General features: G+C 58.7%; 23 protein-coding genes. 7 read left to right on the plus strand and 16 right to left on the minus strand.

What is annotated here, in order from left to right; genetic code table 11:
- Positions 1 to 28 precede the first annotated feature (28 nt).
- The 8 genes from AC0J6G_RS02740 to AC0J6G_RS02775 all read right to left on the minus strand — a co-directional run bounded on the left by AC0J6G_RS02740 (position 29) and on the right by AC0J6G_RS02775 (position 6,946).
- Complete coding sequence (locus AC0J6G_RS02740) at positions 29 to 1,066, minus strand: GGDEF domain-containing protein (RefSeq protein ID WP_475251050.1); 1,038 nt, start codon at positions 1,064 to 1,066, stop codon at positions 29 to 31.
- A gap of 133 nt (positions 1,067 to 1,199) precedes the next feature.
- Positions 1,200 to 1,625 (minus strand): GNAT family N-acetyltransferase, encoded by a 426-nt coding sequence (locus AC0J6G_RS02745; protein ID WP_475251052.1) that lies wholly within the window; start codon positions 1,623 to 1,625, stop codon positions 1,200 to 1,202.
- Positions 1,626 to 1,695: 70 nt separating this feature from the next.
- Complete coding sequence (locus AC0J6G_RS02750; RefSeq protein ID WP_475251054.1) at positions 1,696 to 1,827, minus strand: hypothetical protein; 132 nt, start codon at positions 1,825 to 1,827, stop codon at positions 1,696 to 1,698.
- 237 nt (positions 1,828 to 2,064) lie between these two features.
- Entirely contained in the window at positions 2,065 to 2,943 is an 879-nt protein-coding gene (locus AC0J6G_RS02755; RefSeq protein WP_475251056.1) for a hypothetical protein, read from the minus strand.
- 125 nt (positions 2,944 to 3,068) lie between these two features.
- Entirely contained in the window at positions 3,069 to 4,811 is a 1,743-nt protein-coding gene (locus AC0J6G_RS02760) for an N-acyl-D-amino-acid deacylase family protein (protein WP_475251058.1), read from the minus strand.
- Between the two features lie 125 nt (positions 4,812 to 4,936).
- A complete protein-coding gene (locus AC0J6G_RS02765; protein ID WP_475251060.1) occupies positions 4,937 to 5,263 on the minus strand; it encodes a DUF2025 family protein in 327 nt (108 codons plus the stop codon).
- A 172-nt stretch (positions 5,264 to 5,435) separates the two neighbouring features.
- Positions 5,436 to 6,056: a putative periplasmic lipoprotein gene (locus AC0J6G_RS02770; protein ID WP_475251062.1), complete on the minus strand. Its 621-nt coding sequence runs from the start codon at positions 6,054 to 6,056 to the stop codon at positions 5,436 to 5,438.
- Positions 6,057 to 6,244: 188 nt separating this feature from the next.
- Positions 6,245 to 6,946: a YebC/PmpR family DNA-binding transcriptional regulator gene (locus AC0J6G_RS02775; protein ID WP_475251064.1), complete on the minus strand. Its 702-nt coding sequence runs from the start codon at positions 6,944 to 6,946 to the stop codon at positions 6,245 to 6,247.
- Positions 6,947 to 7,163: 217 nt separating this feature from the next.
- Here AC0J6G_RS02775 and AC0J6G_RS02780 point away from each other — a divergent pair, with 217 nt between their 5' ends.
- The gene (locus AC0J6G_RS02780; RefSeq protein ID WP_475251066.1) at positions 7,164 to 8,048 is read left to right on the plus strand and encodes an EamA family transporter; all 885 of its coding nucleotides are present in this window, start codon (positions 7,164 to 7,166) and stop codon (positions 8,046 to 8,048) included.
- 2 nt (positions 8,049 to 8,050) lie between these two features.
- On the opposite strand, the gene AC0J6G_RS02785 is transcribed toward AC0J6G_RS02780, so the two are convergent.
- The 3 genes from AC0J6G_RS02785 to sstT all read right to left on the minus strand — a co-directional run bounded on the left by AC0J6G_RS02785 (position 8,051) and on the right by sstT (position 10,170).
- Positions 8,051 to 8,296, minus strand: a complete 246-nt coding sequence (locus AC0J6G_RS02785) for a hypothetical protein (protein WP_475251068.1) — start codon at positions 8,294 to 8,296, stop codon at positions 8,051 to 8,053.
- A 153-nt stretch (positions 8,297 to 8,449) separates the two neighbouring features.
- Complete coding sequence (locus tag AC0J6G_RS02790; RefSeq protein WP_090248458.1) at positions 8,450 to 8,731, minus strand: peptidylprolyl isomerase; 282 nt, start codon at positions 8,729 to 8,731, stop codon at positions 8,450 to 8,452.
- Positions 8,732 to 8,949: 218 nt separating this feature from the next.
- Positions 8,950 to 10,170 (minus strand): serine/threonine transporter SstT, encoded by a 1,221-nt coding sequence (gene sstT / locus AC0J6G_RS02795; RefSeq protein ID WP_475251070.1) that lies wholly within the window; start codon positions 10,168 to 10,170, stop codon positions 8,950 to 8,952.
- Positions 10,171 to 10,443: 273 nt separating this feature from the next.
- Here sstT and AC0J6G_RS02800 point away from each other — a divergent pair, with 273 nt between their 5' ends.
- The gene (locus tag AC0J6G_RS02800; protein WP_475251072.1) at positions 10,444 to 11,106 is read left to right on the plus strand and encodes a YceH family protein; all 663 of its coding nucleotides are present in this window, start codon (positions 10,444 to 10,446) and stop codon (positions 11,104 to 11,106) included.
- Positions 11,107 to 11,170: 64 nt separating this feature from the next.
- On the opposite strand, the gene AC0J6G_RS02805 is transcribed toward AC0J6G_RS02800, so the two are convergent.
- Positions 11,171 to 11,464 carry a hypothetical protein gene (locus AC0J6G_RS02805; RefSeq protein WP_475251074.1) on the minus strand — a complete coding sequence of 98 codons (294 nt, stop codon included), beginning with the start codon at positions 11,462 to 11,464 and terminating at the stop codon, positions 11,171 to 11,173.
- A gap of 549 nt (positions 11,465 to 12,013) precedes the next feature.
- Between AC0J6G_RS02805 and AC0J6G_RS02810 the strand changes: the two genes are divergently transcribed.
- The 3 genes from AC0J6G_RS02810 to AC0J6G_RS02820 are packed head-to-tail and all read left to right on the plus strand — an operon-like array spanning position 12,014 to position 14,627.
- Positions 12,014 to 13,330, plus strand: a complete 1,317-nt coding sequence (locus AC0J6G_RS02810) for an MFS transporter (protein ID WP_475251076.1) — start codon at positions 12,014 to 12,016, stop codon at positions 13,328 to 13,330.
- The gene (locus AC0J6G_RS02815; protein ID WP_475251078.1) at positions 13,327 to 14,019 is read left to right on the plus strand and encodes a TIGR04283 family arsenosugar biosynthesis glycosyltransferase; all 693 of its coding nucleotides are present in this window, start codon (positions 13,327 to 13,329) and stop codon (positions 14,017 to 14,019) included. Before AC0J6G_RS02810 ends, AC0J6G_RS02815 begins: the two co-directional genes overlap by 4 nt.
- Positions 14,016 to 14,627, plus strand: a complete 612-nt coding sequence (locus tag AC0J6G_RS02820) for a TIGR04282 family arsenosugar biosynthesis glycosyltransferase (protein WP_475251080.1) — start codon at positions 14,016 to 14,018, stop codon at positions 14,625 to 14,627. The genes AC0J6G_RS02815 and AC0J6G_RS02820 overlap by 4 nt, the downstream gene beginning before the upstream one ends.
- A gap of 4 nt (positions 14,628 to 14,631) precedes the next feature.
- Here the strand turns inward: AC0J6G_RS02820 and AC0J6G_RS02825 are convergent, their stop codons facing one another.
- The 4 genes from AC0J6G_RS02825 to flgA all read right to left on the minus strand — a co-directional run bounded on the left by AC0J6G_RS02825 (position 14,632) and on the right by flgA (position 17,273).
- Positions 14,632 to 15,381: a flagellar brake protein gene (locus AC0J6G_RS02825; protein WP_475251082.1), complete on the minus strand. Its 750-nt coding sequence runs from the start codon at positions 15,379 to 15,381 to the stop codon at positions 14,632 to 14,634.
- An 81-nt stretch (positions 15,382 to 15,462) separates the two neighbouring features.
- On the minus strand, positions 15,463 to 15,930 hold the full coding sequence (locus AC0J6G_RS02830) for a flagella synthesis protein FlgN (protein ID WP_475251084.1): 468 nt from the start codon (positions 15,928 to 15,930) through the stop codon (positions 15,463 to 15,465).
- Positions 15,931 to 16,014: 84 nt separating this feature from the next.
- Positions 16,015 to 16,359, minus strand: coding sequence for a flagellar biosynthesis anti-sigma factor FlgM (gene flgM, locus AC0J6G_RS02835; RefSeq protein WP_475251086.1), 345 nt, complete (start codon positions 16,357 to 16,359; stop codon positions 16,015 to 16,017).
- Positions 16,360 to 16,514: 155 nt separating this feature from the next.
- The gene (gene flgA / locus AC0J6G_RS02840) at positions 16,515 to 17,273 is read right to left on the minus strand and encodes a flagellar basal body P-ring formation chaperone FlgA (RefSeq protein ID WP_475251088.1); all 759 of its coding nucleotides are present in this window, start codon (positions 17,271 to 17,273) and stop codon (positions 16,515 to 16,517) included.
- Positions 17,274 to 17,346: 73 nt separating this feature from the next.
- On the opposite strand from flgA, the gene AC0J6G_RS02845 reads away from it, so the two are divergent.
- Together AC0J6G_RS02845 and cheR are read left to right on the plus strand one after the other, a co-directional pair.
- Entirely contained in the window at positions 17,347 to 18,279 is a 933-nt protein-coding gene (locus tag AC0J6G_RS02845; RefSeq protein WP_475251090.1) for a chemotaxis protein CheV, read from the plus strand.
- Positions 18,280 to 18,323: 44 nt separating this feature from the next.
- Positions 18,324 to 19,151 (plus strand): protein-glutamate O-methyltransferase CheR, encoded by an 828-nt coding sequence (gene cheR, locus AC0J6G_RS02850; RefSeq protein ID WP_475251092.1) that lies wholly within the window; start codon positions 18,324 to 18,326, stop codon positions 19,149 to 19,151.
- Positions 19,152 to 19,182: the final 31 nt, after the last annotated feature.

Genomic DNA, 19,182 nt, shown 5'->3' on the forward strand with positions numbered 1-19,182 from the left:
AGATTGTAAGTAAAGGTGAGTTGCAGGGTTAGGCGATAGCGCGCGTACATGCGGTATCGACGCCGTCATCAATCACAATGCAGTTACGCCCGGCACTCTTGGCGTCATACAGGCATTGATCGGCACGCTGCAGCAGGTCTTCCCAGTGTTCATCCTGGCGCATTATGGCGCCGCCGACGGACATGGTCACGGCCTCGCCGGGACTGCGTAGCTGTTGGGTAATGTGTTGCTGCAGGTGCTGGGCTGCTGCGCGCAGGCCAATGTTGTCGGTATTGGGCAGCAGCAGGAGGAATTCCTCGCCACCGAAGCGAAACAGGCGATCCTCTTTACGTGAGGCGCATTTGATCAGCTCAACAAAGTCCCTCAAGACCTGATCGCCAGCCTGATGGCCGTAGTTGTCGTTGATCCGCTTGAAATGGTCCAAGTCCATTATCAGAACGCCATAGCTGTTGCCGTGGCGGCGACAGAGGGACGCGGCAATTTTGAGCTCTTCATTCATCGCCCGGCGGTTGCGTGCGCCAGTGAGCGGGTCATGGATGGCCAGTTGCTGCAGCTGGTCGCGCTGGCTGTTGGTGCGGTAGGCAAAGACGAAACTCAGGATGCTGGCCATCAGGCTGGTGACCAAGAATGAAACCATTTGGTAGTCGCTTTCGAAGACCGCGCCAGGCTTTAGCTGGCTGTAGCCGAGCAGCGTTATGACGATCAGAAGAGTGGCCGCTAACGCCTTGCCTGATGACACCATAAAGAAATTGAACAGGATCAGTGGGTAGATCCAGAACAGGCCGTTAACGCCCAGGTTGATGGCAATCAGGGTTGAGGCAATGGAGAAAATACTGGCCAGGTAGATGCCCGGTTTGACCGTATCACCGGTGCGCAAAGCGTAAAGCACCGCAAACACGGTGGAGATCACAATCACGCTGTCGGCAATGCCCACCAGGTAGTTGCCAGTAGCAAGCCGGTATACGGCGTAGGGGCTAATACCAATCACGCCAAACAGGCCCATCAGCGTAATGATGGATAACTGAAAGTCGTTACGCAGGCGCCTGAATAATCGCGGGGTTCGCATCGCTGGGACCCTAATGTCATTGTTATGGGCTAAGCATGCAGAGCTTGCCCTGACGATAGCAATAGCCAACGTGAGCAATGTGCCAGTATGCCCGGGCTTCTGCTTTAAGGCGCCGGGCATCGGCGACGGGGCTTCAGCTCTTTTGCTGCAGAGAGGGCCTTGGGCTGCGGGTAAATGCCAGCAGGTTTTTTGTGCGTTGATAGCGCGTCAGACGCTCTGCCAGTGGTTGAGGCAGCTCGGTGCAGGGGGCGAAACCCAGGTGCAGATAGAAGCTGTGTAACGACGGTTCGCAGAACAGCCAGACCGGTTTGCGACATTCGGCCAGGGCGGCCTCGACCAACTGGCGTGCCACACCTTGGCCGCGTTTCGTTGGGGCGACCAGTAGGCTGGTCAGCCAGTAACCATGGGGGAGCGTATGCAAGCACAGGGCGGCGATGATGTCCTTATCTTCCGCGACCCACAGCTGTTCGCCCGCCTTAGCGCGCATGCCCGAGCGTTGGTTGCGATAGAACTTGTCGGCAAGCGGTTTGAGTCGCGCGGGGAGTTGGCGGTAGTGCATAACGGTTGACTGTCGCGGCGTGTGTAGAAATGCCTGAGCACAAGCATACAGCTCGCCCCAGGCCGGTGATTTATGCGTTGGCGGAGTGGCTGCCGAGCACGTTTTTTGCACCTTGCTTATCTTTTTTATCCAAGCGTTTTTCGCTGGCTGTTTTCAGCGGCTTTTTCTTCAGTTGTTTCTTCGAATCCATACCTTTGCTCATGATCTTCACCTCTGACAATGTCGTGGTTGAATAGTCTGGAGCGGGCCAGCTCTGCGCCCTGAGGCGCGGCTGGTTGTTCAGTCTACGCCCATGATGGCCGAATAGCTGGGGTGTTATCGGGGGTTGATCTTGGCGGCGGTCGAGGCTTATGCCGGTGCCGATATTATTGATGAGATCATTGGCGAGTGGCTGGCGCCCACATCCGCAACGTGGTGCAGGCCACCTTGAATCAGCGGCTTAGCGCGCTGGCGAGACTGGAGTAAACCACAGCTCGCGCCGCTGCAAGGGCGTGGCGCTGGGCAGCAGCGGGTTGTGCAGTTTGATTACCCGGCGCTGGTCGAGGCGGGCCTGTTGCAGGCTGCTGGCTAAATGCTGCTGAAACAGGCGCTCGAATGAGCCATCGGCCAGTGCTTTCTCTAAACCCTGGCGAACGGTTTCCGCCAGCTCTGGGCGCTGGCGCGAGAAAAAGAAATACATCGCTGCCGGGTAATGCAGTGCCACGTGCTTATCGACGACCAGTTGTTGGCTGCGCGGTTGCGCCAGCTCATCCCAGATTTCAACCACTGAGCGTGGAAAGTAATCGAAGCGCTGCACATGCAACATGCGAAACAAGCTGTCGTAGTTGGAGGAAACGTTGACTGAAATGCCATTGCTGCGCAGCGTTTCGCTGTCCGGCCAGTCGTGCCCTTGTCCGGCTGAGAAGCGGCGCAGGTCGTTGAGGTTGCGCACATCGCTGAGCAGTTCAGCCCGGCTACTGGGCAGCAGCGCAATGCGCCAGCCGTACAGGCCTTTATCCAGCGGAATACGCACCGGTAATAAGCGTTCTTCGCGTTCGATGCTGGTAACGCTCCAGACCACGTCGAGGCGCCTGTTGTGTTCAAGGTTAATCAGGGCGCGTTCCTGCTCCATGCTGTAATCCGAGGGCTCCAAGCGCAGCGTGCTGTCGGCTTTTTGCAGGGCCAGTTGCAGTTGCGCCAACTCATAGGTGGAGCGAAATTCATCGCCATCGGCGCGCCGCGGGTAGTGAATGACGCCGCTGGTATCGGCGTATAGCGGGAGCTGCAGGCTGGCTAGCAGCAAACCTAGAAGCCAGCGCCAGGCCACGGGCGAAAGCATGTGGAGCATTTCGGTTGGAGTCCTTTCAATACCGGCCCGGCGTTACGTTGGCGGGCGGTGCGGGGCGCATTATGCCAGCCTGGCGCGCCGCTGTTACGCCGTAAGTCGCACGCGCTGAAGCCAGGTTAGGCGTTGCTGCGCAGAAACTGTCCGTAGCCGCGTGCCTGCCCCAGGTCGCTGGCGAACTCGCCCTGCTGAAAGGTAATGCGCCCGTTGATCAGCACGGCCTCCACCGCTGCGCCACGGTTGACCATGCGCTGCAGGCCGCCAAAGGCCTCCATCGGTGCCTCTTGGTAACTGGCCAGGGAATCATCCAGCGCATTTGGGTCGATGATCACCAGATCGGCACGCGCACCTTCGTAGAGCCTGCCGGCATCGATGTCGAACCACTCGCCCAGCTCGCCGGTCAGGCGCCAAATCGCGGTTTCAATCGGCATCACCGGTTGGCCGCGCAGCCCGGCGTCGCGCACCAGTTTGAGCAGGCGCACGCCGAAGTTGTAGAAGGCCATATTGCGGATATGCGCGCCGGAGTCGGCAAAGCCGATCAGGGTGCTGGGTTCGCACACCAGCTTCTCCACCACCTCGGGGCGATGGTTGGCGATCAACGTGCGCCAGCGTAGGCGCGGGCCGTGGGCCACCAGCAGGTCGAGAAACAGATCGGCCGGGTGTTCATTACGGGCCTTGGCCAGTTCGCCGACGCTTTTGCCGACCACGCTTGCGTCTGGGCAATCGACAATCCAGGCGTCGTCAAAATCACGGTGCCAAACCCGTGGGCCGAATTTCTTCTCCACGTCCTGGCGAAAGCGCAGGCGGTAGGCCGGGTCCTGAAACAGCTGGCTGCGCAGGTCGTGGTTAGCCAGGTGCAGCGCGGCCTGGCCGGCGGGGAATTCCTCGAAGACCACGAACTCCATGCCGTCTGCGTAGGTTTCGAACGGCACCGGCAGGGTTTGCCAGCGAAAGTCGGCGTTGCTCAGGCGGTTGATCCAGCGGGTCAGCGGGCCGAGTACCGGGGCGAGCCACGGGTCGGCTTTGACGTCCATCAGGGTGATCAGGGTGGTCTTCAGCGGTTTGCGCCACCAGCCGCCGATGCTGTCCCAGAGAAAGGCCAGCACATTGAGCTTGGTCACCAGGTTCGGCGCGCCCTGATGGATGCGCCCGCGTCGGCGCAGGATTTTGTTCAGCCGCGTGTACTCGGCCCAGGGTGCATACACCGACGGCAGGGATTTCGAGCGCTGGCGGTCACCATCGAGTTTGTCCCAGGGGTTGGTCATGCTCGACAGGCCGAGCAGACCGGCGTCCAGCGCCTCTTCCAGCAAGCGTTCCATCTGCTGCAGTTCGTCTTCGCTGGGGCGCACCTTGGCATCCACCGCGCGCGCAAGGCCGAGCACGGCGACGCGCAAATCGGAGTGGCCGAGGAAGGCGCAGATATTCGGCCCCAGCGGATGCTGATCGAGAAAGGCGGCGAATTCGCCGGCGCTGTTCCAGGTCTTGCGCGCCTGCAGCAGCGGCAGCACGTGTTCACGCGGCACCGATTCAACGCGGGTGAACAGGTCGGAGCAATCCTCGGGGTTGGACAACACCATGCTGATCGAGCAGCTGCCGATCATCACCGTGGTCACGCCATGGCGCACCGATTCTTTCAGCGCAGGCGCGGCCACCAGTTCGGCGTCGTAGTGGGTGTGCATGTCGATAAACCCGGGCGTCACCCAGCGGTTTTGCGCATCGATCACCTGACCACAGCCGCTTTCATCCAGGGCGCTGGCGCTGATGCAGGCCAGCTTGCCGCCGGCGATGCCGAGGTGACGCAACACTCCTGGCGCGCCGCTGCCATCGAAAAACAATGCGTTCTTGATCAGCACGTCGAACATCAGCAGGCTCCTGGGCGAATGAAATCAGCCAACCGAGCTTAGTCTGCTGTGGGCGCAGGTTGTGAGGGCGTAAGTGAACAACCTGGGGCTTATTCGGCCACGGCTGCTGAAACGCAGCTGATCGATTAAGCGTTAATACGCCGGCGCTCGGCGCTGATCTCCGGCATATCGCTACGGCGCACGTAGACCCGCAGCGGCTCGCTGATCGCCAGGCGGTCATCGATGTTCTGTTCCAGCAGCAGTTGCAGGCGCGCGCGGTCGAGGTTCATCAGCTCGCCGTCAAAGGCGCGCCAGACGAATTCGCTGGTGGGGGTGATGCTCTGTTCGAGCACGTCGAGGCCGAAAGAGTCTTCGGAGAAACGCACGATATAGCGCTCGGTCTTGGCGTTAAAACCGACAAAACCCTGCAGTTGGTCGGCCGCCGCACAGATGCTGGCAGAGGTGATGCTCATATAAACCTCGTCGATGGCAGTGGGAGGGCGAGCCCTCAAAAAATCATCGGCATAGGCTAAGGCGCTGCGGGCTGGGCATCTTGCTCAGGGTCAATAGATGCAGCTGAAATGGGACGCGGCTATGGGGCGGTGGCGGGGTAGCGGCAAGCCCGTGTAGCTTGCCGCGGGGCACTCAGTTTTTGCGCGGGGTAGAAAATGCGCTGATTTTGCCGAACGGGGAGCTGTGCATGCCCATCTTGATCGCCATCAGCGGTGAGTTGTTGACCCACACGTCGTCAATCACGATGGTTTGGCCGAGGTCGTCGTTGTCGGCGGCTACGAGCAGGTAGTAGGTGCCATCTTCAGTGGCTTCACCGTCCCAGCTCAGGCTGATCTGTCCGACCACGGCTTCGGCACGCGAAGGCTTGTCGGCAATCACTGCGCCGTAGGCATCGAGCAGCATGGCACGCGGCTTGAGGGCAAACTTGCTTACGCCGAGGCAAGGTTTGTTGCACAGCGAATGCACGTTGAGGGTGTAGCGTTCACCCTTTTTCAACTGCAGGGAAAATATCCGGTAGTTGGAGATCGAGCTGCCGAAGTCCAGGCGCGGTTCGTCAGCGCTGATCGGCCACTGCGGCGCGAGCAGGCCGGGGTTGAGCGGTAGCGGGATGGCCTGGGTGGTGTGAATGGCCTCAAGGGCGCTTTTGGCCATCGGGCTTTTGCCCGCTTTAACGTCTTGCTGGTAGGTCGTTTGCGGGTTACTGGCGCAGGCACCAAGCAGCAGACAGGCTGCCAGAATAAGAAATTTGTGCACGGTAAAGCTCCTGTGAGGCAACGTCCTTGTGTACACGCCGAGCGCTGGCTGCGCGGCGGCCGGTGATTCTACTCGGTTTGTTGCGCGCAGGGGCGGTGAGTCTGCCCGTTTGCTTGACCGCGCCGGTCAGTCTGCGCCGCTGGTTGGCCCGCGCTGCATCCTGCACGGCGGGCCTTTTAGCGGGGCGTTTAGCCAGAAAGCCCGACGTAGACGTTTTGCACATCATCGTGAGCGTCGAGCGCTTCAAGGAAGGCTTCAACTTCTTCCAGTTGTTCGGCAGTCAGGCTGCTCACTGGGTTTTTCGGGATATAGCCGATTTTTGCCGAGTTAACGTTGAAACCCTGTTCCGGCAATGCGCGGCACACGGCATCGAGGTCGGTTGGCTCGGTGATAAACAGGGTGTTGCCGTCTTCGGCGGGCTCGAAGTCCTGAGCGCCGGCTTCGATGGCGGCCATTTCCGGGTCGGCAGCGTTGTCAGTGCTGGCTTCGATCAAGCCCACGTGGTCGAAATCCCAGGTTACTGAGCCGGATGCGCCCATCTGACCCTTGCGAAACAGCACGCGGACTTCGGCCACGGTGCGGTTAATGTTGTCAGTCAGGCATTCGATAATCACGGGCACCTGATGTGGGGCGAAGCCTTCATAGGTGGCCGAGTGATAGGTCACGGTGTCGCCCAGCAGGCCGGCACCTTTTTTGATCGCCCGGTCGAGGGTTTCCTTGGGCATCGAGGCTTTTTTGGCCTGGTGGATGGCCAGGCGCAGCTTGGGGTTCAGGTCAGGATCGGCGCCATTGCGCGCAGCGATCATGATTTCCTTGACCAAACGGCCGAAAATCTTGCCTCTGGCGTTGGCCGCGGCTTCTTTAGGTTTGGCTTTCCATTGTGCGCCCATGGGTTATCTCGTCGTTACGGGTTGATAGGTGGGTCAGGGGCGCGATTCTAGCCCTTCGGGGCGTTGGCGGCACCTCTGATGCTTAAATCAACCGCGCACTCAGCGGGTATGCGGCCTGATGCTTGGAGGCTGTACGGTTGATTTGCCAAATTACTGTATGGGCGAGCTGCGGCGGCTGGCGGCTTTAATAGAGGCTTGCTCGTTTTAAGGAGCTGTTATGCAGCCCAAGGATTTGCTGTTAGCCCTGGTGGTCATCATTGTGTGGGGACTGAACTTTGTAGTGATCAAGATCGGCTTGGATGACATGCCGCCGATGTTGCTCGGTGGGCTGCGTTTTCTGCTGGCGGCATTTCCGGCGGTGCTGTTTATTAAGCGCCCGCAGATTCCACTGCGCTGGCTGCTGGCGTATGGCCTGACCATTTCACTGGGGCAGTTTGCCTTTCTGTTTTCGGCGATGTCGGTGGGTATGCCGGCGGGCCTCGCTTCGCTGGTGCTGCAGTCGCAGGCCTTCTTTACCCTGCTGTTTGCCGTGTTGTTGCTGGGCGAGCGCTTTCGGCTGGTCAATTTGTTCGGCTTGCTGGTGGCCGCCGGTGGCTTGCTGTTGATTGGCTCGCAGGGTAACGGCCTGATGACGCTGGCCGGTTTTCTGTTAACGCTGTGCGCGGCGGCCATGTGGGCAATGGGCAACATCGTCACGCGCAAATTGGGCAAGGTGAACTTGGTAGGGCTGGTGGTGTGGGGAAGTCTGGTGCCGCCGCTGCCGTTCTTTGCGCTGTCGTGGTGGCTGGAGGGGCCGGCGGTGATTGAGTCCGCGTTGCGCGGCTTTAACCTGAACAGCCTGTTAGTGCTGGCCTACCTGGCCTTTGGTGCCACTATTCTGGGCTACGGCTTGTGGAGTCGTTTGCTGTCGCGCTATCCAGCGAGCCAGGTGGCGCCGTTTTCGCTGCTGGTGCCGGTGGTGGGGATCTCGTCAGCGGCATTGCTGCTTGATGAGCACCTGAGCAGCCTGCAGTTGGTGGGCGCGCTGCTGGTGATGCTCGGTTTGCTGCTGAATGTTTGCGGCGGGTGGCTGCAGGCGCGCTTACGCGCGCGGCTGGCCTAGGGCTAGCGCTTGCCCATGGAGCGGCGCGTGCCGTTTGGCGCTGGGCCAATTTTCTTTTCATGCGCGGATTTGTTGCCCTTTTGGTGCCAAGGCTGATCGTCCTGTTTGCCGGACAGCGCTTTGGCCGCGCCGAACAGTGAGGCAAGGCCTTTGGCTTTAGGCGGTGTAAGCGTCGATTCGCTGGGCGGTACTGCGCTGTCGGCCGTCTGAACGGCGACTGAGGGTTCAGCGGCTGGAGTGTGGGTCATGGCAAGGTCCGCGGGTGCGAGGGGAAAAGGTTGACGAGTATACCTGGCTATTGCGCGGGGTTTGAGACTGTTAGTCAGCGGCGCTGAGCCTGGCTGGCGCTGCGCAATAAAGCGGGGTTCGCTGGGCCAGGGCGGCCCAGCGAGGGGAGCTGATCAGTCCTGGCGGCTGGTCACTTCCAGCAGGTGATAACCGAACTGGGTCTTCACCGGGCCTTGCACCACGTTAATCGGGGCGCTGAACACAACAGTGTCAAATTCCTTAACCATCTGGCCTGGGCCAAACGAGCCAAGGTCACCGCCGCTGCGGCTGGATGGGCAGCTGGAGTTGTCTTTGGCGACCTGAGCAAAGTCAGCACCGCCTTCGATTGCGGCTTTCAGTTCGTTGCACTTGTCTTCGCTGGCAACCAGGATGTGACGGGCAGTGGCGCGGGCCATGGGAATTACTCCTTATCAATGAAGCGGCAAAGCCTACCGTAATCGCTGCGCTATTCAAACGCTGCGCGGGCGACGTTTATCGGTCGGCTAATGGAAAGGTTATGAGGTGTTTCAAGCGTCGCACCGCGATGGCTTGTCGTAAGCGGCCCAGTGATGCACCGCTCCCAAAGGCTTACCCACTGAGTAAACCTTGCCCTGCTGTGCGATGAGCTGCTGGCTTAGGTGCGAGGCTGTTCAGCTTGGCAGGCGGCTGCGGTAAACAGCACGTCGGTGGAGGAGTTCAGCGCAGTTTCCGCCGAGTCCTGCACGATGCCGATGATAAAACCGACAGCAACGACCTGCATGGCGACATCGTTGGGGATGCCGAACAGGCTGCACGCCAGCGGGATCAGCAGCAGCGAGCCACCGGCCACGCCCGATGCACCGCAGGCGCTGATCGACGCGAGCAGGCTGAGCAGCAAGGCCGTCGGCAAATCGACGGCAATGCCCAGAGTGTGTACGGCGGCCAGCGTCAGCACGCTGATGGTGATCGCCGCGCCGGCCATGTTGATGGTCGCACCCAGTGGGATCGACACTGAGTAGGTTTCCTCATGCAGACCCAGGCGCTGGCAGAGCTGCAGGTTGACCGGGATGTTGGCCGCTGAGCTGCGGGTGAAAAACGCCGTCAGACCGCTTTCACGCAGGCAAGTCAGCACCAGCGGGTAGGGGTTGCGACGGGTCTTGAAGTAGACAATCGCCGGGTTAGTCACCAGGGCCACAAACAGCATGCAGCCCACCAGAACCAGCAGCAGGTGCAGGTAATCGAGCAGCGCGGACATCCCGGACTCGGCCAGCGTAGCTGCCACTAGGCCGAAAACCCCCAGTGGCGCCAGGCGAATCACCAGTTTGACGATGCTGGTCACCCCGTTAGACAGGTCAGCGAGCATCTGCTTGCTGCTCGGGCTGGCATGGCGGAAGGCAAAGCCCAGCGCGATGGCCCAGGCCAGGATGCCAATAAAGTTGCCGTTGAGCAGGGCGTTGATCGGGTTATCCACCACATTCAGCAGCAGGGTTTTCAGCACCTCGCTGATGCCGCCGGGGGGCGACAGTTCGGCGCTGTTGCTCACCAGCGTCAGGCTGGACGGGAAGGCAAAGCTGGCCGCTACCGCGATCAGTGCGGCGCTGAAGGTGCCGATCAGGTACAGCAGCAGAATCGGTTTGATATGGGTTTGCTGGCCCTGCTGATGGTTGGCAATTGATGCTGCCACCAGGACGAATACCAGTACCGGGGCCACGGCCTTCAGCGCCGAGACAAACACCGTGCCGAGGAAGCTGACGCTTGCCGCCGCTTCAGGTAGGAACAGCGCAAGGGCAATGCCCGCGACTAAACCGATGGCAATTTGCAGCACCAGGCTGGTGCGGTTAAGCAGTTGTAGCAGCGGGTGTTGAGCAGTGTTCATGACATACGTCTCGACTGAGCGGCTAGGCCTGCGATCTCTTTTTTGGCTACAGGGCTTGAGGGCCGAGCGCCTGGATGCATGGCTGTTGTACGCGTTATGAGGCTTTTCGCGAGGGGATAAAGCACGACCGCGCTGAAAAATAGCGCGCGACTCTACCACAGTGACCTGTCTTTACGCGCTGGCGCAGTGCCAGCCCCGCCGAGCGGCGTTTATGCCTATCAACCGGCCTTCAGCCGGGCTAGGCTAAGACCTTTGCTAGGCCATGAGGTTGTTATGTCCAACGAAGATACGAGCGCTAAGGCGGTTGAAACCCTGACGACCGTTGAGGCGCGAGTGCTGGGTTGCTTGATCGAAAAGCAGCTGACCACCCCCGAAGCCTATCCCCTGACGCTGAATGCTCTGGTGCTGGCCTGCAATCAGAAAACCAGCCGCGAGCCGGTGCTCAACCTCACCGCCGGTCAGGTCGGGCAGGCCCTGCGTAGCCTGGAAGGTCGCGAAATGGCGCGCTTGGTGATGGGCAGCCGGGCAGATCGTTGGGAGCACCGCGCCGACAAAGCGCTGGAGTTAGTGGCGGCGCAGGTGGTGCTGTTGGGGTTGCTGCTGCTGCGCGGACCGCAGACCATCAACGAGCTACTGACACGCAGCAGCCGTATGCATGAGTTTGAGGATGCCGAGCAAGTGCAGCATCACCTTGAACGCTTGATCAGTCGCGAACTGGTTTGCCTGTTGCCTCGCCAGCCTGGGCAGCGTGAAGACCGATACATGCACGTGCTGGGTGACCCGGCGGATTTGCAGGCGGCATTGGCGGCCCGGGCCAGTGAGCCGCAGCGCGCGACGACGGGCGGTCAGCAGGAGGAACGATTGGACGCGTTGGAGGCGCGCATCGCTGCGTTGGAAGAGCGGCTCATACTTATAGAATCGATGTTCAACGCATAAAGCCCCATATATGGGGCTTTATGCGTGAGATATATCCGAGGCTTGAGCAGTTACCACAGTTAGTTCATGCGCCCCGTACTGCACGCTGCGGCTTGTAAGTGCGGTCCGCGCTGCTTTCCGCTAAGCGCATCTTTTCCATTTGGGGCTTAAAGGTGCGGTCTGCACTACTTTCTGCAACGTCTAGGTTGTTCTGACCAGCACGGTCTTTTTTATGCAGGTTGCCTCCAAAACTCATAAGCGTTTTTACGCTGCTGTCCTGCATTTCACCCAGCAGTGGCTGCGGGTTGTGTTGTGGCAGGGCAAAGGCACTGATGGACAGGCTGGTCAGAATCACGGCGGTGAGAATTTGCTTTTTCATGTTTAGGCTCCTCGTAAGGGCATGGGGTAAGTCGGTAGGGCGCTAATGGTACGGATAAAAAATTGATGAAGAAGCCCTGACCATTCATGGTAATCATCGATGTGATTGATAATGTCTAAAAGACCATACTGATCAGTAGCTTAGTTATTCTTAGAGAGTTTCTTAAGGTGTTTTTAACATCCGCGCGCGTGTTTTAAATTATCGATTTATTTGATGTTTTTCTCGGTAAGCGGTCAGCATTCAATAATTAACGTGGTGCTGGCGTCGCATAGGCGCCGCCTGATTTGAAGGGTGTGTTGTTTGGTAAGAAGCTGGGGCGGCTGCAGTTCGCACGATCCCTGTACCATGTTTGGTGTTATCAAGCGTCTCAGTGCAGGGGCTTGCGTCGGAACTGTTTGGTAAAGCGTTCATCGAATATCACATTGCCAGCAAGGCCTTTGTTCTCAACCCTTTCTTTGACGAAACAGCCCCTGCGAGCGCCATGTATTGGCTGCTTATGCCTAAAACCTGGCCGCCTAGCCGGCCTCATCTGGAGTTACAAGCTGCCCTATGACGTTGATCCTGAAATCATTCAGTTCGCTGTATTTCGCCACTTTCTTGATGCTGATGGGCTCGGGGCTACTGAGTACCTACTTGGCGTTGCGTCTGGCACAAACGGCAGACGGGCTGTGGGTCGGTGCGCTGATGGCAGCCAACTACCTAGGGTTGGTGCTGGGCGGCAAGCTGGGGCACCGGCTGATTGCCCGGGTTGGTCATATTCGAGCTTATGTCGCGTGTGCCGGCGTGGTCACTGCAGCAGTGCTTGGGCACGGCCTCAGTGACTGGCTGCCGAGCTGGTTACTGCTGCGGGTGCTGGTCGGCTTGGGCATGATGTGCCAGTACATGGTGATCGAGAGTTGGCTCAATGAGCAGGCTGAAAACAGCCAGCGCGGTCAGGTGTTCGCGGGTTATATGGGCGCTTCTTACCTTGGTTTGATCCTGGGGCAGATGGTGTTGGTCGTGCATCCAACGCTCGGCCTTGAGCTGCTGATGCTGGTGGCGCTGTGCTTCGCCCTATGTCTGGTACCTGTGGCCCTGACCCGTAAGCTGCACCCCGCGCCTCTGCACCCGGCGCCGCTGGATATGCGTTTTTTTATTGAGCGTGTGCCGCTGTCGCTGACCGCCATTGTGGTCGCAGGCTTGATGATCGGTTCGTTTTACGGCTTGGCCCCGTTGTATGGCACACGCATGGGGTTATCCACCGAGCAGGTTGGCCTGTTTATGGGCAGTTGCATCATTGCTGGTCTACTCGTGCAATGGCCGCTGGGGTGGTTGTCCGACCGCCGCGACCGCGTCTACCTGATTCGTGCGTGCGCGGCGTTGTTAGCCGTGGCGGCGTTGCCCTTGGCGATTTTCACCCAGGCCAGCCTACTGCTGTTATTTGTCAGCGGTTTTCTGGTGTCAGCTCTGCAGTTCAGCCTCTACCCGCTGGCTGTGGCGCTGGCGAACGACCATGTCGAGGCTGAGCGGCGGGTATCGCTGACAGCCATGCTGCTGGTGACCTTTGGCGTAGGGGCTTGCATCGGACCTTTGCTGGCGGGCGTACTGATGCGGTTTTTGGGCGCGAACATGCTCTATGCCTTCGTCTGCGGCTGCGCTTTGATTCTGGTGCTGCGTATACGGCCAGAGCGCGTGACCCATTTGCATCAGGTTGACGATGCGCCGCTGCACCATATCCCCATGCCGGATAGCACCACCAGTTCACCCCTGACCGCAGCGCTCGACCCGCGTGTCGATGAGCAGGTGGTGCAAGAACAAATGCATGACAACACTGACACGCCAGGCGGCAGCCATGAGCCAGTTGCTCAATCAGAGCCGCGCACATGAAACCGCTGCTCAGTGTGGTGATCCCAGTGCGTAATGAGGCCCAGGCCCTGCCGCTTTTGTTGGACGATTTAGCCGCTCTGCGCGCCGCCGGTGCTGAGCTGATTGTGGTCGACGGTGGTAGCACAGATGACACCTGCGAGTTGCTGCTCGGGCGGGTTGATCAATTGCTCAGAACATCTCCAGGCCGTGCGCTGCAAATGAATGCGGGCGCGGCAGTCGCCCGCGGTGAATACCTGTGGTTTGTGCATGCGGATACGCGGGTCAGTACCGAGACTCTCAAGGCTCTGCAGAATGCGCTAAGCGAGCGGCCGTTATGGGGGCGTTTTGATGTGCGCCTATCCGGTACGGGGTTTGTATTGCGGGTGATTGGCGCAATGATCAACCTGCGCTCGCGCCTTACCGGTATCGCTTCCGGGGACCAAGGAATTTTTGTGGTACGAGAGCGGTTTGAAGCCCTGGGGGGGTACGCAATGATGCCGCTGATGGAAGATCTTCAGCTGTGCGGCCGTTTGAAGGCCCAGGCACGCCCTCGCTGCGTGCGGCCGCCCTTGTCGACGTCTAGTCGGCGCTGGGAGCAGCATGGCGTCTGGCGTACCGTTGTGCTGATGTGGTGCTTGCGTATTGCTTACTACTGCGGTGTCAGCCCGGAAAAGCTGGCTCGTCAGTACCGTCGAGGGTCACTGTTATGAATCTATCCGTCTCATTACACATGCTTGCCCGCGCACCTGTGCCGGGCCGGGTCAAAACGCGCTTGATTCCGGCGCTAGGCGCTCAGGGCGCTTGTGACCTGCAGCAGTTGCTGCTGGAGCGCGCCCTGCAGTTACCCGGCGAGAGCTTTAACGAGCGTTTTTTGTGGCTAGACGATTTGCCCAGTGCTGAGCTGCAGGCTATGGCGCATCGGCTTGGCTGGACACTGGTCGAACAACCGGCTGGTGATCTAGGTGAGCGTATGCGCCGCATTGCCACCCTCGGGTTGGCGGAAAGCGATGCAGTCATACTGATTGGCAATGATTGCCCAGCGCTTGATGCGGGCTATCTGCAAGCGGCGTGCAGTGCGTTGCAAGAGCAGCAGGTGGTGATCGGGCCTGCAGAGGATGGTGGTTATGTGCTGCTGGGGCTGCGCAACATAAACGCTGCATTGTTCAGCGATATGCCATGGGGAACGGAGCAGGTCTTGAGTTTAACGCTACAGCGCTTGCAGCAGCTGGACTGGCATCCGACGCTACTGCCTGCGTTGTGGGACGTGGATCGACCTGAGGATTTATCACGCCTGGCGGCGCTGAATATTGTGATCTAGCGGCCTAGAACAGACCGTCGGTTTCGAAGCGGCGTGCCTCACGCTGCAATTGGTAGACGAAGCGTTCGACCAAGCGCTGCTCCTGGCCGTTAATGCGGTGAAAGCGCGCGCCTACAAAGGTGGTATCAAGCTTCTCCTCATACTGCACATGCCGGACCTCAAGCGCCGTGGTCATTGCGCCAAAAGGAAACCTGGCAGTGAAGCGCTCATACACCTGGCCGGCTTGCAGGTTGCTACTGAGGCTGCCTGGGAAGCGCAGTTTGCAGCCGGTTGCCGAGATGTCCAGCAGCTGTCCCGGCAGGGCCGTGCGCAATTTATCGCCGGCCAGTTCTATCTTGATCGATTCACTCTGTTTGAGCGGGGCCCGAAAGGCGCTGCGCCGCTGGTGGTAGGTCATCTCAGGCGGGATTGGACTGAAGTAACAGCGCGCACCTTGGTGCTCGGTAATGCGCACGTTCTGCTCGCATTGCCAGGCAATGCGCACGCCGTCGTGGAAGGTATCTATATTGAACGCTTCGCCATTGACGAGGTAGCGCTCTCCATCGCTGGGCATCAACTCGTCAAGGATCATCAGGTTCTTGTCACGATCAACCGCAACGACATAGCTCTGGAAACGTTGATTACGCTCATGGAAGGTGACGATCAGCGGGTCATGGGCTTCTTGTAACTGGCGCAGGTTGGCAATTATTTCCATCGGTGCTTTGAGCACCTTGGGCGGCTGCGGGCCATCTTCCTGGTTAAAAGGACTGGACACGGTCCATAACTCTCCGAGCAAATGCTGTGGCACTAGCATACGGGCCGTACGGCCGCATGTTCCCCTGTGCCTTTATAGGTTTCAGGCCTGGCTGAGCGGGCGCTGCTGGCCGATTCTAGCGGCACTGCCACGGCTGTCATAGAGGCTGGGCGTCTCGTTGCCGCGCAGAATACTGAGCATGCTGTTTGCTGAGGCCTGGCTGGAGCGAATCAATCGACCGTTGCGCAGGTTGGCTGCTTGGCAGCGTTCGAGCAGCGTATTGAGCTGGTCGCCACGCTCAAGCAGCAATTCACCTTGGCTGGATTGTGTGGCCAGTGCCTGCAGGCCTTCGCGGTCGGTGCTGAGTTTGAGGCTGGCGAGCACTTGGCTTCGCTCCCTGCCGTGCTGATCAAGTAGTGTCAGCAGCGGAAGCTTCTCGCTCAGAATGCTCTGCAGGCGGGGGAGATCACGATCGCTGAGGGCTTGGAATTCGGTGTCGATCAATTCAAGCAGTTGCTCGGCGGTGCCGATATCGTTGCTGAACAGTTCAAGCAGTTTGATGTCGTGCATTACGGGCTCTTCGGGGTAACAGAAACTTCACTGGGGGCATGAAGAATCTATTGGGCGTCCAATTACCCCAGCGTAGCCCGAGGACTAGCGCTGGGATTCGAAATTAAGCAGTTTGCTGGCAACGCGCTGGCTGTCGACCTGGTAGCTACCGTCTTCAATCGCCTGCTTCAGTTGGGCGACGCGGTCACTATTAACAGTCGGCTGGTCGCGCAGCTTTTCGCTGACTTTCTGCAACTGTTGAGCTTGGCTGCTTAGCTGCACCGACTCGCCGCTTTTACCGGCTTGCGGCGCTTGCTCGGCAGTGCTGGGTGCGCTGCTTGGCTGTTTGCTGCCGATGGCTTCGTTCTGGGTGCCTGCTTGGGCACCGCTCGTACGCCCCGAATTGGCGGGCGATGCGGCATTGTTGAGCCGGTTAATGTCGATGACCATGATGCAAAACCTCGGGCAGTGTTTGGACGCTTGCCTAATTGTCGGCAGTGCCCTAAAAAACTTTAGGGCGAAAAATCTGCGTCAGGTAACAGTCTAAACACAGTGCGGATAATCGTCAGCTCACTGGGTGAACAAAGGTTAAACAAGAAGCGTGCCTACATGGCCACTTCAACCTGGCCAGGACCCACCACGCGAGCCCTGACCACGCGATTTGAACGCTGGTTACGCACGCTGATTTGCTTGCCGACAGTGCCGTCTGACAAGGCTTCGCCGGGCATGCGCACGCTAATGCCGCCGCTGCGTGCGGTGATAACAACGCTATCCCCTTTGCGTATGGCTTCGGCTAGTTGCACATGATTGGGTGTCAGTACTTGATCGGGCAGCAATGGGCGCGTCAATTTTTTGCCAATGGCCTGCTGCTGCGTCGTGAGGTAGCCCTGATTCAGTAGGCCGACATCCCGCTCGGCCAGCATGATGTCCATGTCTGTCACTAAATTGTCGCGTTTGAGTGGGCGAGTGACGATCACTACTTCGCGATATAGACGCACTTGTCCGGGTACAAACACTGTCCAGGGCGCGGCACCATCGCAGCGCACACGCAAGGTTACGCGGCCAATGGGTTCGGCAGGGCTTTCCAGTGTGGTGGTCAATGGCTCTGTACAGGCAGGCAGGCGCAGGCGCGGGTCGAGCCGGTTGATTTCAATCTCATGGCGACCCGCGATGTTGCTACGCTGTAAATAATCGCTGACTGCTTGCTCAAGAAACACTTTGCCAGCGCCGATAAGCTGTTCAGGTCGCGTCGCGTTGGCCGCTGCTAATGCGCTATGGCCGAACACCAGCAAAGCAGGTACAACTGCCAGCCAATGGCGGCATTTTGCTAGCGTGCGTCGGTTAGTTGTCGTTTCAATGTTCATATGGGTTGGTTAGCAAGGCGCGTGCCGCCTGCTACGCTGACAACACTCTGTTACTCGAATAAGGGGTTTGGGTATGGCCGGTGTGATGGATTCGGTTAACCAGCGAACTCAGTTGGTTGGGCAGAACCGTTTGGAGTTGTTGTTGTTCCGTCTGAACAGCAATCAGTTGTATGGGATAAACGTGTTCAAGGTGAAAGAGGTGCTGCAGTGCCCGAAACTCACCATTATGCCGAGATCCAGCCCGGTCGTTCGTGGGGTCGCCAATATCCGGGGCGGTACGATCCCTATTCTGGATTTGTCTATGGCGACGGGCAGTGCACCGCTTGCCAATATTGAAAATAGTTTTGTCATCATCACTGAATACAACACCAAGGTTCAGGGCTTCTTAGTGCGTTCGGTCGAGCGCATCGTCAACATGAATTGGGAGTCGATTCATCCACCACCCAAGGGCACCGGGCGCGATCATTACCTGACGGCGGTGACGCACCTGGACGACAAAATGGTCGAGATCATCGATGTCGAGAAAATTCTGGCCGAGGTGGCGCCAACATCTGAAGTTATTTCTGAAGGCGTGCTGAATGCCGAGACCCAGGCGCGTGCGGTAAGCAAACGTGTGCTGACCTGCGACGATTCATCGGTGGCGCGTAAGCAGGTAACCCGTTGCCTGGAGACTGTCGGCGTGGAGGTGGTGGCGCTGAACGATGGGCGTCAGGCACTGGATTATCTGAAGGCGATGGTCGAAGAAGGCAAAAATCCTGCAGAGGAGTTTTTGATGCTGATTTCCGACATCGAAATGCCGGAAATGGATGGTTATACGTTGACCGCTGAGATCCGCGCCGATCCACGCATGCAAAAGCTGCACATCATCCTGCATACTTCGTTATCTGGCGTGTTCAACCAGGCCATGGTGAAGAAGGTGGGCGCGGATGATTTTCTCGCCAAGTTTCGCCCGGATGACCTGGCGGCACGGGTAGCTGAGCGCGTCAATATTGCGGCAGGGGACTGAGGGTTTAACCCTCAGCTAAATATATGTTTGTCGAGGCCTCGCGAGTGTCTACAGGTAATTTGGATTTCGAGCAGTTCAGGATTTTCCTGGAAAAAGCCTGCGGCATTCTGCTTGGTACTAACAAGCAGTACCTGGTTTCCAGTCGGCTCAATAAGTTGATGGAGCAGAACAGTATCAAGACCCTGGGTGAGCTGGTACAGCGCATGCAGAGTCAGCCACGCAGCGGTTTGCGTGAGCAGGTGGTCGATGCCATGACCACCAACGAAACTCTGTGGTTTCGCGACACCTACCCGTTCGAGGTGTTGAAGAACCGCGTGCTGCCGGAAATCATCAAGGCCAGCCCGGGCCAGCGCCTGCGTATCTGGTCGGCGGCTTGTTCGTCGGGCCAAGAGCCCTATTCATTGTCGATGACCATCGACGAGTTCGAGAAAAGCAATCTTGGCCAACTTAAGGCTGGGTTGCAGATTGTTGCCACCGACCTTTCGCCGACCATGTTGATCAACTGTAAATCCGGTGAATACGACAGCCTGGCGATGGGCCGTGGCCTTTCCCAGGAACGCCTGCAGCGCTATTTCGATCCCAAGGGGCCGGGACGCTGGGTGGTCAAGCCGGCGATTCGCAGCCGCATTGAGTTCCGCCCGCTGAATCTGCTCGACAGTTACGCCAGCCTGGGCAAATTCGATGTGGTGTTCTGCCGTAACGTGCTGATCTACTTCTCCGCTGAGGTGAAGAAGGACATCCTCACGCGTATTCATGCCATGTTGAAACCGGGTGGTTACTTATTTCTGGGGGCTTCTGAAGCGCTCAATGGCCTGCCCAACCACTATCAGATGGTGCAGTGCAGCCCTGGGATTATCTACAAGGCGAAATAGTTGCTGGCAGGGTTGAATAAAAACGGGAGGC

This window comes from Pseudomonas sp. TS_SC_3 (assembly GCF_056156225.1).